The sequence below is a fragment of the Streptomyces sp. GD-15H genome, from assembly GCF_045291515.1.
In the GTDB taxonomy this organism is placed as follows: Bacteria; Actinomycetota; Actinomycetes; order Streptomycetales; family Streptomycetaceae; genus Streptomyces.
On record NZ_CP149447.1, the window covers coordinates 6,700,001 to 6,715,388 of the forward strand.

Sequence of the window (15,388 nt, forward strand, 5' to 3'; positions counted from 1 at the left end):
CGGTGGTTGTCCCGGGGTAAGGGTGTAGGACGGCGTGCAGGCAAATCCGCACGCCATGCGTCCGAGACCCGATGCCGAGCCGATTGCGGCGAAGTGGACGATCCTATGCTGTCGAGAAAAGCCTCTAGCGAGTTTCATGGCGGCCCGTACCCCAAACCGACTCAGGTAGTCAGGTAGAGCATACCGAGGCGTTCGGGTGAACTATGGTTAAGGAACTCGGCAAAATGCCCCCGTAACTTCGGGAGAAGGGGGGCCACGCCCGGTGAGCCGATTTACTCGGTGAGCGGGGGGTGGCCGCAGAGACCAGCGAGAAGCGACTGTTTACTAAAAACACAGGTCCGTGCGAAGCCGTAAGGCGAGGTATACGGACTGACGCCTGCCCGGTGCTGGAACGTTAAGGGGACCGGTTAGTCCCGCTACGGCGGGGCGACGCTGAGAACTTAAGCGCCAGTAAACGGCGGTGGTAACTATAACCATCCTAAGGTAGCGAAATTCCTTGTCGGGTAAGTTCCGACCTGCACGAATGGCGTAACGACTTCTCGACTGTCTCAACCATAGGCCCGGTGAAATTGCACTACGAGTAAAGATGCTCGTTTCGCGCAGCAGGACGGAAAGACCCCGGGACCTTTACTACAGTTTGATATTGGTGTTCGGTTCGGCTTGTGTAGGATAGCTGGGAGACCGGGAAGCCGCCACGCCAGTGGTGGTGGAGTCGTCGTTGAAATACCAGTCTGGTCGTGCTGGATGTCTAACCCGGGTCCGTGATCCGGATCGGGGACAGTGTCTGATGGGTAGTTTAACTGGGGCGGTTGCCTCCTAAAGGGTAACGGAGGCGCCCAAAGGTTCCCTCAGCCTGGTTGGCAATCAGGTGTTGAGTGTAAGTGCACAAGGGAGCTTGACTGTGAGACCGACGGGTCGAGCAGGGACGAAAGTCGGGACTAGTGATCCGGCGGTGGCTTGTGGAAGCGCCGTCGCTCAACGGATAAAAGGTACCCCGGGGATAACAGGCTGATCTTCCCCAAGAGTCCATATCGACGGGATGGTTTGGCACCTCGATGTCGGCTCGTCGCATCCTGGGGCTGGAGTCGGTCCCAAGGGTTGGGCTGTTCGCCCATTAAAGCGGTACGCGAGCTGGGTTTAGAACGTCGTGAGACAGTTCGGTCCCTATCCGCTGCGCGCGCAGGAGTCTTGAGAAGGGCTGTCCCTAGTACGAGAGGACCGGGACGGACGAACCTCTGGTGTGCCAGTTGTCCTGCCAAGGGCATGGCTGGTTGGCTACGTTCGGGAGGGATAACCGCTGAAAGCATCTAAGCGGGAAGCCTGCTTCGAGATGAGGGCTCCCACCCACGTGATGGGGTAAGGCTCCCAGGAGATGACTGGGTTGATAGGCCGGATATGGAAGCACGGTAACGTGTGGAGTTGACCGGTACTAATAGGCCGAGGGCTTGTCCCCAGGTTGCTCGCGTCCACTGTGTTAGTTCTGAGGCAGCGAACGGTTGCCGGCTTTGAGCGGGACAGAACAGAAGAGTGTGCTTGTTCGCTCGAAACCATCAGGGTTTCGGTGGTCATAGCGTAGGGGAAACGCCCGGTTACATTCCGAACCCGGAAGCTAAGCCCTACCGCGCCGATGGTACTGCAGGGGGGACCCTGTGGGAGAGTAGGACGCCGCCGAACAATCTTTGGAAGGACCCTTGGTCCCAGCGTTCAGCTGGGACCAAGGGTCTTTTTTATTTCTGGAGCGCGCCGGAGGTCCGGCTGCGCGAGAATGCTTGCGGTACCGAAGACAGGAGTCACCCATGTCCACCAACTCTCCCGAAGACCGACCTGAGCGCGACCAGCGGCGACGGGACAGTGGTGACCGTTCGGACCGTGGCGGCCAGCGAGGAGGTCCGGGCCGGTCCAGTGACCGTGACCGCGGGGTCCGCAGGGACGGAGACCGCGACCGTGGGTCCCGTCGCGACGACCGTGGTGGCAGCCGGCCGGAGCACGGTGGTTTCCGAGGCCGTGACGACAACCGGGGCGGCGACCGGGGCGGCGACCGGGGCGGTTTCCGTCGTGACGACAGCCGTGGTGGTGAGCGGGGCGGTTTCCGTCGTGACGACAGCCGTGGTGGTGAGCGGGGCGGTTTCCGCGGGCGTGACGATCGTGGTGGCTTCCGTCGTGATGACCGCGACGACCGCGACCGTGGTGGCTTCCGTCGTGACGATCGTGGTGAGCGGGGTGCTTACCGGGGCCGTGACGACAGCCGTGGCGGCGACCGGGGTGGCTTCCGTCGTGACGACAGCCGTGGCGGCGAGCGGGGCGGTTTCCGTCGTGACGACAGCCGTGGCGGCGAGCGGGGCGGTTTCCGTCGTGACGACAGCCGTGGCGGCGAGCGGGGCGGTTTCCGTCGTGACGACAGCCGTGGCGGCGAGCGGGGCGGTTTCCGTCGTGACGACAGCCGTGGCGGCGAGCGGGGCGGTTTCCGTCGTGACGACAGCCGTGGCGGCGAGCGGGGCGGTTTCCGTCGTGACGACAGCCGTGGCGGCGAGCGGGGCGGTTTCCGTCGTGACGACAGCCGCGGCGGCGAGCGGGGCGGTTTCCGTCGTGACGACAGCCGCGGCGGCGAGCGGGGCGGTTTCCGTCGTGACGACAGCCGCGGCGGCGACCGGGGTGGCTTCCGTCGTGACGACAGCCGCGGCGGCGACCGGGGTGGCTTCCGTCGCGACGACGACCGGGGTTACGGCCGGCGGGATGACCGTCGTGACGATCGGCGAGACGACCGGCGGAGTGACGATCGTGGCGAGCGGGGTGTTTACCGGGGCCGTGACGACAGCCGTGGCGGCGACCGGGGCGGTTTCCGCCGCGACGACAGCCGTGGCGGCGAGCGGGGCGGTTTCCGTCGTGACGACGACCGGGGTGGTGAGCGGGGCGGTTACCGGGGCCGTGACGACAGCCGCGGTGCCGACCGGGGGTACGGTCGGCGTGACGACAGCCGGGGCGGCTTCCGGGGCCGCGACGACCGTGGACGTGGGCCGCGCCGGGACGACCGGGGCGGGCGGCCCGGCGAGTTCCGTGGGCGCGACGACCGGCACGGAAGCGGCCGGTTCCGTGAGGAGCGCGACCGGGACCGCGAGCCCATCAAGCGGCTGCCGATCCCCGAGGAGGTCACGGGCGAGGAGATCGACAAGGACGTACGGCAGGAGCTGCAGAGCCTGCCCAAGACCCTCGCGGAGGATGTCGCCAGGAACCTGGTGATGGTCGCCCGGCTGATCGACGAGGACCCCGAGGGCGCCTACGGCTACGCCCGGGTGGCTCTGCGGCTGGCGTCGCGTGTCGCCGCAGTACGGGAGGCCGCCGGCTTCGCGGCCTACGCCAACCAGAAGTACTCCGAGGCACTTGCCGAGTTCCGGGCGGCGCGGCGGATGACCGGGACCGTGGAGTTGTGGCCCCTCATGGCCGACTGCGAGCGTGGGCTCGGGCGGCCGGAGAAGGCGCTGGACATGGCCGGTGCTCCCGAAATGCAGAAGCTGGACAAGGCGGGGCAGGTCGAGATGCGGCTCGTCGCGGCCGGCGCGCGGCGTGACATGGGGCAGTTGGACGCTGCCATCGTGACGCTGCAGAGCTCCGAGCTCGCGTCCCACTCCGTGCAGCCGTGGACCGCGCGGCTGCGGTACGCGTACGCCGATGTGCTTCTCGCCGCCGGACGGGCCGATGAGGCTCGGGAGTGGTTCGCGAAGGCCGTGGAGGCCGACCGGGACGGCAGCACGGACGCGTCGGACCGGCTGGCCGAGCTGGACGGCGTGGAGTTCATGGACGCGCTCGACGACGAGGGTGCCGATGCCGACGCCGATGCCGACGCCTCGGCCGATGCTGATGCCGGTGCCTCGGCCGATGCTGATGCCGGTGCCTCGGCCGGTGCCTCGGCCGGTGCCTCGGCCGGTGCCTCGGCCGATGCCTCGGCCGACGCCGACGCCTCGGCCGACAAGGACGAGAGCGTCGCCGACAAGGATTGATGGCTCACGCCTGTGACGCAGGACGAAGGGGTGGGATTTCCGGTTCACCCGACCGGGAATCCCACCCCTTTCCGTTTCCCGCCTCCCGCGCCACCCGTCAGAACGCGCGCAGTACCAGCCCCGACGCCGGCTTGGGCCCGAAGGACGTCAACTTGCGGGGCATCGTCACGCCCTGGCGGGCGAGGTCGCGGACGACCTCCTCACGGACCGGGTGCAGCAGTACCGCCGTACCGCCGTCGCGTTCCGCCTTCTCGACGGTCGCGGCCGTGTCGTGGATGTAGGCGATATGGGCCGGGGAGTCCTCGGGGATGCGCCACACCCGGTTCAGGAGCGTGGAGTGCAAAACAGTGGCGTCCAGGGTGCGCCAGGCCGTCGGGCGGTTGCCGGGGACGGTGCGGGCCAGCAGATCCGGGTCCGGGCGGTCGACGAGGTGGAAGGCGCCGTCGCCGGCCAGGAGGAAGGCGTTGCCCGCGCCGGCTGCCTCGGCCAGTACCTCCATGGCCTCCGGCAACGAGGCGTCCACGCGGCGGACCCGGAACAGGCCGTCCAGGGCCGCCAGCGCGTCCGCGACGGGCAGACCGTGCAGCAGGCGGTGGATCGCGCGGACACGCAGCGGGTACCGGGCCGTGTCGACCAGGAGCACCAGGCCGTCGTCCCAGGGGCTGGGGGAGGGGTGCTCCGCGCGGAGCCGACGGTATGTCGCCCAGCGGTGGTGGCCGTCGGCGATGAGGGCCTGCTGGCCGGCCAGGTCGGTCCGGACCATGGCCAGGTCGGCGGGGTCGGTGAGGGACCACAGCCGGTGGCAGAAACCGTCCTCCGTCGTGGTCGCGAGGAGGGGAGGCGTCTTGGCCGTGCGCTCGATCAGGTCGGCGGTGGCATCGGCCGAACCCTCCCCGGGATAGGTCAGCAGCAGGGGCTCGAGGTTCGCGGACGTGGCCAGCATCAGGGCCGCGCGGTCGGCGACGATGTGCGGCATGACGTCCTCGTGCGGCAGGACCAGCTGCTCGTCGGGGTCCGAGACGCGCAGGGCGCCGATGATCCCGCGCTGCAGCAGGCCGGCGCCGTCACGCTGTTCGTAGACGTACAGACAGGGTTCGGGGTCCGTGGTCAGGACGCCTTCGGCGCGCCAGCGGTTCAGGGTGGCGGCGGCCTGGGCGTTGCGGGCCTCGGGGGTGTCGGCCTCGGGCAGGATCAGCCGGACGATGTTGTACGGGTCGGCGGACTGCAGGTGATGCAGGCCGTCGGGGCGGACGACGACGTCGTACGGCGGGGATGTCACGGCGGCCAGGCTGCCGACCCGGTCGGGATCGTAGCGAAGGCCTTGGAACGGGGTGAGTTCCAGACCTCGGCGCGCCTTTGCTTCCGAGGGACCTGCAGTCTTCATCAGGGCATCGTACGAGGGCCGGCGGCATGGGGGATGATCGGGGGAAAGCCGTCGAACGAGGAGCGATGCGGAATGAGCCGGAGCGTCAGGACGAGGCCCGGGGGCAGTGGGCAGGCCCTGAGCGAGGCGTACGACACGGCGCTGCTCGACCTCGACGGTGTGGTGTACGCGGGCGGGGAGGCGATCGTCCACGCGGTCGAGTCGCTGGCCACGGCTCGCGCGGGAGGCATGCACCTGGCGTACGTGACGAACAACGCCCTGCGCACCCCGGACACGGTGGCCGCACATCTGACGGAGCTGGGCATACCGACGGGTGCCGGGGACGTGATCACATCGGCGCAGGCGGTCGCGCGGCTGATCAGCGAGCAGGTGCCACAGGGGGCCAGGGTGCTGGTGATCGGTGGCGAGGGTTTGCGGGTGGCGCTGGGTGAGCGCGGGCTGGTGCCCGTGGAGTCGGCGGACGACGATCCGGTCGCGGTGGCACAGGGATACGGCGGGCCGGACTTCCCTTGGGGGCGGTTCGGGGAGGCGAGTTACGCGATCGCGCGCGGGGTGCCGTGGTTCGCGTCCAACACGGATCTGACGATCCCCAGCGGACGGGGTATCGCGCCGGGCAACGGCGCGGCGGTGGAGGTCGTCCGGATCGCCACGGGCGCCGAGCCGCAGGTGGCGGGCAAGCCGCTGCCGCCGATGCACCGGGAGACGATTCTGCGCACGGGCGCCGAGCGGCCCCTGGTGGTGGGAGACCGGCTGGACACGGACATCGAGGGCGCGTTCAACGGTGGGGTGGATTCGCTGCTTGTGCTGACCGGGGTGACCGACGGGGCGCAGCTGCTGGCCGCGCCGCCGCAGCATCGGCCGACCTACGTCGACGCCGACCTGCGCGGGATGCTCACCGGGCAGCCGGAGGTGGTCGAGGCGGACAGCGACGGCGGATTCCGGTGCGGTGGCTGGACGGCGGCAGCGGACGGCGAGGCCCTGGCGCTGGACGGGGACGGTGCCGCTCTGGACGGGCTGCGGGCGTTGTGCGCGGCGGCGTGGACAGCGGCGGGCGACGGCGTGTGCGCGTTGGCCGGAGCCAAGGCACTGGCACAGCTGGGCTTGTGAGGCACCCTCGAGGCAGCACCTCGGGATCGTGATCGCTTCGGAGGGTAGGCTAACCTAACTGCGTGTTGGTCGACAGTCCCCCCGAACCGCGCGCGGACATCGCCCCCGCGCATCCGAACCGCCGGGCGACGCTCCGTGTCCTCGGGCTGTTCCTCTCCGCCGCGATCCTGGTACTCATCGCCCTGGCGAGTATCGCGATCGGGGCGAAGGACCTGTCCCTGGACCAGGTCTGGCACGGCCTGTTCGAGGGTGCGGGCACCTACGGCGATGCCGTCGTCGCCGACCGGCTGTCACGGACCGTGCTCGGCGCGCTGGCCGGCGCCGCGCTCGGCCTGGCGGGAGCGGTGCTGCAGGCGCTCACCCGTAATCCGCTCGCCGATCCGGGACTGCTCGGCATCAACGCGGGCGCGTCGGCGGCGGTCGTCACGGCCATCACCTTCTTCGGCGTCACGTCGCTGTCGGGCTATGTGTGGTTCGCGTTCGGCGGGGCGGCGGCGGTCGGGGCCCTGGTGTGGTTCCTCGGCGGCAGCCGGGGCGCGACCCCGGTACGCCTGGTGCTGGCCGGCACCGCGATCACCGCGGCGCTGTTCGGCTACCTCCAGGCGGTGATGATCCTGGACGAGGCGGCCCTGGGGAGGATGCGCTTCTGGACGGTGGGGTCGCTGTCGTCGGCGAACGGCTCGGTCATCCGGCAGGTACTGCCGTTCCTGCTGGTCGGGTTCGTGCTGGCGCTGCTGCTCGCCCGGCCGCTGAACGCCATGGCCATGGGCGACGACACCGCCAGGGCCCTCGGCGCCCACCTGAACCGCACGCGGGCGCTGGCCATGCTCGCCGCGACCGTGCTGTGCGGGGCCGCGACGGCCGCCTGCGGGCCGATCGTCTTCGTGGGCCTGATGGTGCCGCACGTCGTGCGCTCGTTCACCGGACCCGACCTGCGCTGGATCCTGCCGTACGCGGCGATCCTGGCGCCGGTGCTGCTGCTCGGCGCCGACGTCATCGGCCGTGTCCTGGCCCGGCCCGCGGAACTCCAGGTCGGCATCGTCACCGCGATCATCGGCGGCCCGGTCTTCATCTTTCTCGTACGACGGCGGAGGACGGCCCAGTTGTGAAGACCAACCGTGCTGTACGGACCCCGGGCGGCCTCTCGCTCCGGGTGGACGTGCGGGCCCTCGTCGTCGCCGTCCTGCTCCTGCTCGTGGCGCTCACCGCGAGCGTGGTGCTGATCGGCACCGGCGACTTCCCGATACCGGCCGCCGACGTGATCCGGACCCTGCTGGGCGAGGGCGACCCGGGCCAGGAGTTCATCGTCACCGAACTGCGGCTGCCCCGGGTTCTGGTCGGGCTGCTGGTCGGCGTCTCGCTCGGGCTCGGCGGCGCGCTGTTCCAGTCCGTCTCCCGCAATCCTCTGGGCAGTCCGGACGTCCTCGGCCTCGGACAGGGCGCCACGGCCGGCGCGCTCGTGATGATCGTGCTGTTCTCCGGGACCGCCGACCAGGTCGCCGTCGGTGCGCTGATCGGCGGACTGGTGACCGGGTTCGCCATCTATGTGCTCGCCTGGAAGCGAGGTGTGCACGGATACCGGCTGGTCCTGGTCGGTATCGGTGTCTCCGCGATCGTCACCGCGGTCAACGGCTATCTGCTCACGAAGTCCGACATCGTCGACGCGGCCCGTGCGGTGGTGTGGATGACCGGCTCCCTCGACGGCCGCGACTGGGACCAGGTCTGGCCCCTGCTCGCGCTGTGCGTCATCCTCGTACCGCTGGTTCTCGCCCACTCCCGCGGGCTCAGGATGATGGAGATGGGCGACGACATCTCGTACGCCCTCGGAGTCCGGGTGGAGCGCGTACGGCTGTTGCTGATGCTGTCCGCCGTACTGCTCACCGCGTCCGCGACCGCCGCCTCCGGACCGGTCGGCTTCGTGGCGCTCACCGCTCCGCAGCTCGCCCGCCGCCTGACCCGTTCGCCCGGGCCCAACCTGGTGTCGTCGATGTGCATGGGCGCCGCCCTGCTGGTGACCGCCGACTGGATCTCGCAGCGGGCCTTCGGCGCCGAGCAGTTGCCCGTGGGGGTGGTCACCGGGGTACTCGGCGGTGTCTACCTGCTGTGGCTGCTGGTCACCGAGCGCAAGGCGGGCCGGATATGAGCGCCGGGAGCGCCAGGAACTCCGCCGCCGGCGGCGGACGGAACAACCGAAGGAGCACCGTGAACCGGCTGTCCGCCGAGGACGTCACCCTCGCCTACGACCAGCGTGTCATCGCCGAGCAGTTGTCGGTGGAGATACCGGACAACTCCTTCACCGTGATCGTCGGCCCGAACGCCTGTGGCAAGTCGACGCTTCTGCGGGCGCTGTCCCGGATGCTGAAGCCCCTTCAGGGGCGGGTGCTGCTGGACGGCCAGGTCATCCAGTCGATGCCCGCGAAGAAGGTCGCCCGCACGCTCGGCCTGCTGCCCCAGTCGTTGATCGCACCCGACGGGATCACCGTCGCCAACCTGGTGGGCCGGGGCCGGTATCCGCACCAGGGCATCCTGCGCCAGTGGTCGGCCGAGGACGAGCGGGTCGTCCAGGAGTCGATGGCCCGGACCGGCATCGCCGACCTCGGCGAACGCCATGTCGACGAACTCTCCGGCGGGCAGCGGCAGCGCGTGTGGATCGCCATGGCGCTCGCCCAGGAGACCCCGCTGCTGCTCCTCGACGAGCCGACGACCTACCTGGACATCCAGCACCAGATCGACGTACTCGACCTGTGCGCGGAACTGCACGAGGAGCAGGGGCGCACCCTCGTCGCCGTCCTGCACGACCTCAACCACGCCGCCCGGTACGCCACCCACCTCATCGCCCTGCGCGAAGGGAAGGTCATCGCGCAGGGCGCGCCGAAGGAGATCGTCACCGCCGGGCTGGTCGAGCAGGTCTTCGGGCTGAGCTGCCAGGTCATCGACGACCCCGAGACGGGAACGCCCCTGATCGTTCCGGCGGCCCGCAAGGCGCGCGTCGCGGCCGGAACCGGGCGGACCGCGGGCCAGCAGGAGAAGGTGGGCGCTAGAGAAGCTTCCTGAGGTGGAACAGGTCGCGCAGACCCGCCTCCAGCCTCACCCGGCCCGAGGCCCAGGCCCCGGCGAAGTGCAGTTCGCCGTCGACCAGGGCCAGCAGGTCGTCCCCCTTCATGGCGAGCCTGAGCTGGGCCTTCTCACGCGGAGGGCCTTCGAGGGTGTGGTGCACCTCGATCCGCCCGCCGGTGAGCCGGCCGACGAAGGTCACGTCCAGGTCGGTGATGTGGCAGCTGACCGAGCGCTCCATCGCCGCCGCCGCGCGGACGCCGCCCTCGGCGTGACCCATGCTGTCCGAAAGTCTGGTGAGTGCGGCGCGGCACTCCTCGATCGTGGCCATCGCGGACGACGGTACCCCAGTGGTTCGCGGTAGCGTCGGGGCATGAACGACGCAGTACCCCAGCCGGGGAGCGCGCACCGGCGGACCCTGCGGGCGGAGCCGGCCGCGCACCGGGCAGAGCACCCCGCACCGTCCCGGCCGGAGCACCCCGGGCCGGAGGATCCCGCACCGCAGGCCCCGGCCGGGTACGCTCCCGCCGACCCCGCGCCCCTGGACGTGCCCCGCACCCCCACCGGAAACGCCGAGGTGGACGCGCGGCTGGAGCGGCTGGCCGACGCCGACCACCTCACCACGGACGGCCATGTCGAGGTGTACGAAGATGTGCACCGGGGGCTGCGCGACGCGCTCACCGCGCTCGACGCCCGCCCGGGCCCTCCGGTTCCCACCCATCACCCGTCCACCACCCCTCACCGTGGCCCTTCGGGCCACGAGTCCCATTCGACCTACCGACCGGGGAGCTGAACCGAACGTGGCAGGAGTCGCACGCCGCCGTCTCGACGCGGAGCTGGTCCGCCGAAAGCTCGCGCGCTCGCGTGAGCACGCCGGCCAGCTGATCGCCGCCGGACGGGTCAGTGTCGGCAAGACCGTCGCGACCAAGCCCGCCACGCAGGTGGAGACCGCCGCCGCGATCCTCGTCGCCGAGGACGCCGGCGACCCGGACTACGTCTCGCGCGGCGGCCACAAGCTCGCCGGCGCGTTCGAGGCCTTCGTGCCTCGAGGGCTGGTCGTCGAGGGGCGGCGGGCGCTGGACGCCGGAGCCTCGACCGGGGGTTTCACCGACGTCCTGCTGCGGGCCGGGGCCGCGCACGTGGTCGCCGTGGACGTCGGATACGGACAACTCGCGTGGTCTCTCCGGAACGATGAACGCGTCACCGTCAAGGACCGTACGAATGTACGGGAGTTGACGCTTGAAGCAATCGATGGGGAGCCTGTGGATCTTGTCGTGGGGGATCTGTCCTTCATCCCGCTCGGGCTGGTCCTGCCCGCCCTGACACGGTGCGCGCGGCCGGACGCCGATCTGGTGATGATGGTCAAGCCGCAGTTCGAGGTGGGCAAGGAGCGGCTGGGTAGCGGCGGGGTCGTACGCAGCCCGCAACTGCGCGCCGACGCCGTGCGGGGGGTGGCCGCCAAGGCCTGGGAGCTGGGACTGGGGGCGAAGGGTGTGACGGCGAGTCCACTGCCCGGTCCCTCGGGGAATGTCGAATACTTTCTGTGGCTGCGGGCCGGGGCTCCGGAACTGGACCCGGCCGACGTTGACCGCGCAGTGGCGGAGGGGCCGCGTTGACACCGAATCGAGTTCGTACCGTTTTCCTGCTCGCCCACACCGGCCGTCCCGCGGCCATCCGCAGCGCGGAACTGGTGGTCAAGGGGCTGCTGCGTTCCGGGCTCGGGGTGCGGGTGCTGGAGACCGAGGCACAGGACCTGCCACTGCCCGGTGAGGTGGAGACCGTCAAGGAGGCCACGCCCGAGTGCCTCGACGGCTGCGAGCTGCTGATCGTGCTGGGCGGTGACGGCACGCTGCTGCGAGGCGCGGAGTTCGCCCGCGCCTCGGGGGTGCCGATGCTCGGTGTGAACCTCGGCAGGGTCGGGTTCCTCGCGGAGGCAGAGCGGGACGACCTCGACAAGGTCGTCGACCGGGTGGTGAGCAAGGCGTACGAGGTCGAGGAACGGATGACCGTCGACGTCGTCGTGCACCGGAACGGCACCATCGTGCACACGGACTGGGCGCTGAACGAGGCGGCCGTGCAGAAGGTGTCCGCCGAGCGGATGCTGGAGGTCGTGCTGGAGATCGACGGGCGGCCGGTGACCGGATTCGGCTGCGACGGGATCGTGTGCGCCACCCCGACCGGGTCCACCGCGTACGCGTTCTCCGCGGGCGGGCCCGTGGTGTGGCCGGAGGTCGAGGCGCTGCTGATGGTGCCGATCAGCGCGCACGCGCTGTTCGCCAAGCCGCTGGTGACCTCGCCGGACTCGGTGCTGGCCGTGGAGGTCCTGCCGCATGTTCCGCCGGGTGTGCTCTGGTGCGACGGGCGGCGGACCCTGGAGCTGCCGCCCGGGGCGCGGGTCGAGGTGCGGCGCGGCGCGGTGCCGGTACGGCTGGCCCGGCTGCATCACGCCTCGTTCACGGACCGGCTGGTGGCGAAGTTCGCCCTGCCGGTCTCGGGGTGGCGGGGGGCTCCGCACTAGCGCGTGTCGGGAGGTCGTGCCGTGCCCGGGCCGCTCCGACGGCGGCTCCCGCGCCTCTCCTGTCCCGTCCGTCGCCGCGCCCGTCGGACCCGCCGGCGGACGGGGTCCCGCTCACGGGTGACGACCCGCCGCGATCCCGAACGGGTGGGGCGGCGTCGCACGGCGCGAGGAAAACCTCGTAAGGTCTGGGACGTGTTGGAGGAGATGCGGATACGGTCGCTCGGAGTCATCGACGACGCCGTGGTCGAGCTGTCACCCGGCTTCACCGCCGTCACCGGTGAGACGGGCGCGGGCAAGACCATGGTGGTCACCAGCCTCGGGCTGCTGCTGGGTGGAAGGGCGGACGCGGCCCTGGTGCGGATCGGCGCCAGAAACGCGGTCGTCGAGGGACGGATCGCCGTGCCCGAGGGTGCCGCGGCCGTCGTACGCGCGGAGGAGGCCGGGGCCGAACTCGACGACGGGGCGCTGCTGATCAGCCGTACCGTTTCCGCCGAGGGGCGCTCACGGGCACACCTGGGCGGGCGGAGCGTGCCCGTGGGGCTGCTCGCCGAACTCGCCGACGACCTGGTGGCCGTGCACGGGCAGACCGATCAGCAGGGGCTGCTGAAGCAGTCCCGGCAGCGGCAGGCGCTCGACCGGTACGCGGGCGACGCGGTCGCCGGGCCGCTCGCCAAGTACACCGGGGCGTACAAGCGGCTGCGGGCCGTCACCGCGGAGCTCGAACAGATCACCACGCGCGCGCGTGAACGGGCCCAGGAGGCCGACATGCTGCGCTTCGGGCTCGAGGAGATCGCCGGGGTGGAGCCCCGCGCCGGTGAGGACGTGGAACTGGCCGAGGAGGCCGAGCGGCTCGGCCACGCCGAGTCCCTGGCGTCCGCCGCGCACGCCGCGCACACCGCTCTCGCCGGTAACCCGGAGGACCCCGAGGGAGTCGACGCCGGGACGCTCGTCGCGGGCGCCCAGCGGGCCCTGGAGGCCGTCCGGGCGCACGATCCCGCGCTGGCCGCGCTCACCGACCGGATCGGCGAGGTCGGCATCCTGCTGCGTGACGTGGCCGGGGAGCTCGCGGGGTACGCCGACGACCTGGACGCCGACCCGCTGCGGCTGGCGGCAGTCGAGGAGCGGCGGGCCGCGCTCACCGGGCTGACCCGGAAGTACGGCGAGGATGTCGCCGCCGTGCTGGCCTGGGCCGAGGAGAGTGCCGCGCGGCTCACGGAACTCGACGGGGACGACGAGCGGATCGGGGAACTCACCGCCGAGCGGAACGGCCTGCGCGCCGAACTGGGCGGACTGGCGCAGGAGCTGTCGGAGGCACGGACCGAGGCCGCGGAACGGTTCGCGGCGGCCGTCACCGCGGAGCTGGCGTCCCTGGCCATGCCGCACGCGCGCGTGTCGTTCGACATCCGGCAGACGGACGACCCGGACGGCGTCGAGGTCGGTGGGCGGACCGTCGCCCACGGGCCGTCGGGCGTGGACGAGGTCGAGCTGCTGCTGGCCCCGCACCCCGGCGCGCCGCCCCGGCCCATCGCCAAGGGCGCGTCCGGCGGTGAACTGTCGCGCGTGATGCTGGCCGTGGAGGTCGTGTTCGCCGGGACGGACCCGGTGCCGACGTACCTGTTCGACGAGGTCGACGCCGGTGTCGGCGGCAAGGCGGCCGTCGAGATCGGGCGGCGGCTCGCCAGACTGGCGAAGAGCGCGCAGGTCGTGGTCGTCACGCATCTGCCGCAGGTGGCCGCGTTCGCGGACCGGCAACTGCTGGTGGCGAAGACCGACGACGGGTCGGTCACCCGGTCCGGCGTGAAGGTGCTCGAAGGGGAGGACCGGATCCGGGAACTGTCCCGGATGCTGGCCGGCCAGGAGAACTCCGAAACGGCCCGTGCCCACGCGGAGGAACTCCTGGCGACGGCCCGCGCGGACGGCTAGCCGCCGTACCGCCCGGTGCCTCGGCCGGGTGCTGCCTCGGCCGGAAGGGCGCCGGCCGGGGGGCGTCGGCCGACAGGAGACTCTTCTTCACTCGTGTGGGTGAAATTTCTGTCCGGCCCGGTGCAGGCGGGCGCTTCCGTCGTTGCCGCGATCCCCTTGTGCCCTGGCATGCTTGACGGAGCACGCGTAGAAGACCGTGCGGTACACCCCCTCCGCACGGTCCTTCTGTACGTTCTTCGGGACCATCCGACCCGAACCAGGAGCTCGGCCACGTGACCCCCGTGAGCAGCCACTCGCACGGCCAGTCGCCGCTGCGCACCGTGCAGGTGCTGGGCGGCGGCAACGCCGCCACCAGCGCCCATGTGCGCTCACTGGCCGCGGGACTCGTCGCACGGGGTGTGCGGGTCACGGTGTGCGCCCCCGCCGAGGCTGAGCACACCCACGACTTCACGGGCGTCGGCGCCGGCCATGTGCACGTCCCGCGCAGCAGCGACCCCGGCTCGGTGGCCGCGTTGCGGACGGCCTGCGCGGATGCCGACCTGGTGCACGCGCACGGCCTGCACGCCTCCTTCCGGACCGCGCTCGCCCTCAGCGGCAGGCGCACCCCGCTGATCGTCACCTGGCACGACCGGGCGTACGCCGACGGCGCCCGCGCGCACTTCCTGCGGCTGCTGGAGCGGAGGGTCGCCAAGGCGGCCACCGTGGTGCTCGGAACCACCTCCGTCCTGGTCGACCGGGCCCGCCGGACCGGAGCGCGGGACGCGCGGCTGGCGGCCGTCGCCTTCCCCGCGCCCCGCACGGCCGCGGAGCCGGAGGACCCGGACGGGGCGCGGCCCAAACTGCGTGCCGAACTCGGCGCCATCGGCCGCCCGTTACTGATCGCGCTCGGCTCCCTCGAACGGCGCCGTGGTTACCACACCCTGCTGGACGCCACGCACGGGTGGCGTCGCCTCGACCCCGTGCCGCTGGTCGTCGTCGCGGGGGAGGGGCCGCTGCGCGGTGAACTCCAGCGGCGTATCGCGGACGAGGAGCTGCCGGTCCGGCTCATTGGACGACGCGACGACGTCACCGAGCTGCTCGGGGCCGCGGACCTCGCGCTGCTGCCGAGCCGGTGGGAGGGGCGCTCCACGCTCGCCCAGCAGGCCCTCCACGCGCGCGTGCCGCTCGTCGCGATCAGGGCCGGCGGCATGCCCGAACTCGTCGGCGGCGCCGCCGAACTCGTCCCCCACGGCAACGCGCGCGCGCTCGCCGACTCCGTCGTGCGGCTGCTGGGCGACCCGGAACGCAGGGAGGAACTCAGTGCCAGGGGCACCCGGCAGGCGGCCGGGTGGCCGACGGAGGACGAGGCGGTGGTCCAGGTGCTCAGTGTTTACGACGAGTTGACCCAGCACCGCCCGTCGATCTGAC

Annotated in this window: 13 protein-coding genes and 2 rRNA genes (1 of these 15 only partly in view); 12 read left to right on the forward strand and 3 right to left on the reverse strand. The window is 71.2% G+C overall.

The window, feature by feature from the left end; all coding sequences use genetic code 11:
- Window positions 1-1,453 (forward strand): 23S ribosomal RNA (locus WJ438_RS31645) (it extends 1,669 nt beyond the left edge of the window).
- 104 nt (window positions 1,454-1,557) lie between these two features.
- Window positions 1,558-1,674 (forward strand): 5S ribosomal RNA (gene rrf, locus WJ438_RS31650).
- A 116-nt stretch (window positions 1,675-1,790) separates the two neighbouring features.
- Here rrf and WJ438_RS31655 read toward each other — a convergent pair.
- A complete protein-coding gene (locus WJ438_RS31655; protein ID WP_406729986.1) occupies window positions 1,791-3,074 on the reverse strand; it encodes a hypothetical protein in 1,284 nt (427 codons plus the stop codon).
- Between the two features lie 54 nt (window positions 3,075-3,128).
- Between WJ438_RS31655 and WJ438_RS31660 the strand changes: the two genes are divergently transcribed.
- Window positions 3,129-3,995, forward strand: coding sequence for a tetratricopeptide repeat protein (locus tag WJ438_RS31660; RefSeq protein ID WP_406729867.1), 867 nt, complete (start codon window positions 3,129-3,131; stop codon window positions 3,993-3,995).
- A 97-nt stretch (window positions 3,996-4,092) separates the two neighbouring features.
- Here WJ438_RS31660 and WJ438_RS31665 read toward each other — a convergent pair whose 3' ends face one another.
- Complete coding sequence (locus WJ438_RS31665; RefSeq protein WP_406728254.1) at window positions 4,093-5,379, reverse strand: DUF1015 family protein; 1,287 nt, start codon at window positions 5,377-5,379, stop codon at window positions 4,093-4,095.
- A gap of 72 nt (window positions 5,380-5,451) precedes the next feature.
- Here WJ438_RS31665 and WJ438_RS31670 point away from each other — a divergent pair, with 72 nt between their 5' ends.
- The 4 genes from WJ438_RS31670 (at window position 5,452) to WJ438_RS31685 (ending at window position 9,540) form a co-directional block, all read left to right on the forward strand.
- A complete protein-coding gene (locus WJ438_RS31670; RefSeq protein ID WP_406728255.1) occupies window positions 5,452-6,486 on the forward strand; it encodes an HAD hydrolase-like protein in 1,035 nt (344 codons plus the stop codon).
- 62 nt (window positions 6,487-6,548) lie between these two features.
- Window positions 6,549-7,595, forward strand: a complete 1,047-nt coding sequence (locus WJ438_RS31675; protein WP_406728256.1) for a FecCD family ABC transporter permease — start codon at window positions 6,549-6,551, stop codon at window positions 7,593-7,595.
- Window positions 7,592-8,629, forward strand: coding sequence for a FecCD family ABC transporter permease (locus tag WJ438_RS31680; RefSeq protein ID WP_406728257.1), 1,038 nt, complete (start codon window positions 7,592-7,594; stop codon window positions 8,627-8,629). Before WJ438_RS31675 ends, WJ438_RS31680 begins: the two co-directional genes overlap by 4 nt.
- Complete coding sequence (locus WJ438_RS31685) at window positions 8,626-9,540, forward strand: ABC transporter ATP-binding protein (protein WP_406728258.1); 915 nt, start codon at window positions 8,626-8,628, stop codon at window positions 9,538-9,540. Before WJ438_RS31680 ends, WJ438_RS31685 begins: the two co-directional genes overlap by 4 nt.
- On the opposite strand, the gene WJ438_RS31690 is transcribed toward WJ438_RS31685, so the two are convergent.
- The gene (locus WJ438_RS31690) at window positions 9,524-9,871 is read right to left on the reverse strand and encodes a sterol-binding protein (RefSeq protein WP_406728259.1); all 348 of its coding nucleotides are present in this window, start codon (window positions 9,869-9,871) and stop codon (window positions 9,524-9,526) included. The two genes, WJ438_RS31685 and WJ438_RS31690, sit on opposite strands and share 17 nt — an antisense overlap.
- A 42-nt stretch (window positions 9,872-9,913) precedes the next feature.
- Here WJ438_RS31690 and WJ438_RS31695 point away from each other — a divergent pair, with 42 nt between their 5' ends.
- The 5 genes from WJ438_RS31695 to WJ438_RS31715 all read left to right on the forward strand — a co-directional run bounded on the left by WJ438_RS31695 (window position 9,914) and on the right by WJ438_RS31715 (window position 15,387).
- Complete coding sequence (locus WJ438_RS31695) at window positions 9,914-10,333, forward strand: hypothetical protein (protein WP_406728260.1); 420 nt, start codon at window positions 9,914-9,916, stop codon at window positions 10,331-10,333.
- Window positions 10,334-10,340: 7 nt separating this feature from the next.
- Window positions 10,341-11,156 carry a TlyA family RNA methyltransferase gene (locus WJ438_RS31700; RefSeq protein WP_406728261.1) on the forward strand — a complete coding sequence of 272 codons (816 nt, stop codon included), beginning with the start codon at window positions 10,341-10,343 and terminating at the stop codon, window positions 11,154-11,156.
- The gene (locus WJ438_RS31705) at window positions 11,153-12,058 is read left to right on the forward strand and encodes an NAD kinase (protein WP_406728262.1); all 906 of its coding nucleotides are present in this window, start codon (window positions 11,153-11,155) and stop codon (window positions 12,056-12,058) included. Before WJ438_RS31700 ends, WJ438_RS31705 begins: the two co-directional genes overlap by 4 nt.
- Before the next feature lie 204 nt (window positions 12,059-12,262).
- The gene (gene recN, locus WJ438_RS31710; protein ID WP_406728263.1) at window positions 12,263-13,981 is read left to right on the forward strand and encodes a DNA repair protein RecN; all 1,719 of its coding nucleotides are present in this window, start codon (window positions 12,263-12,265) and stop codon (window positions 13,979-13,981) included.
- 272 nt (window positions 13,982-14,253) lie between these two features.
- Window positions 14,254-15,387, forward strand: coding sequence for a glycosyltransferase family 4 protein (locus WJ438_RS31715; protein ID WP_406728264.1), 1,134 nt, complete (start codon window positions 14,254-14,256; stop codon window positions 15,385-15,387).
- Window position 15,388 lies beyond the last annotated feature (1 nt).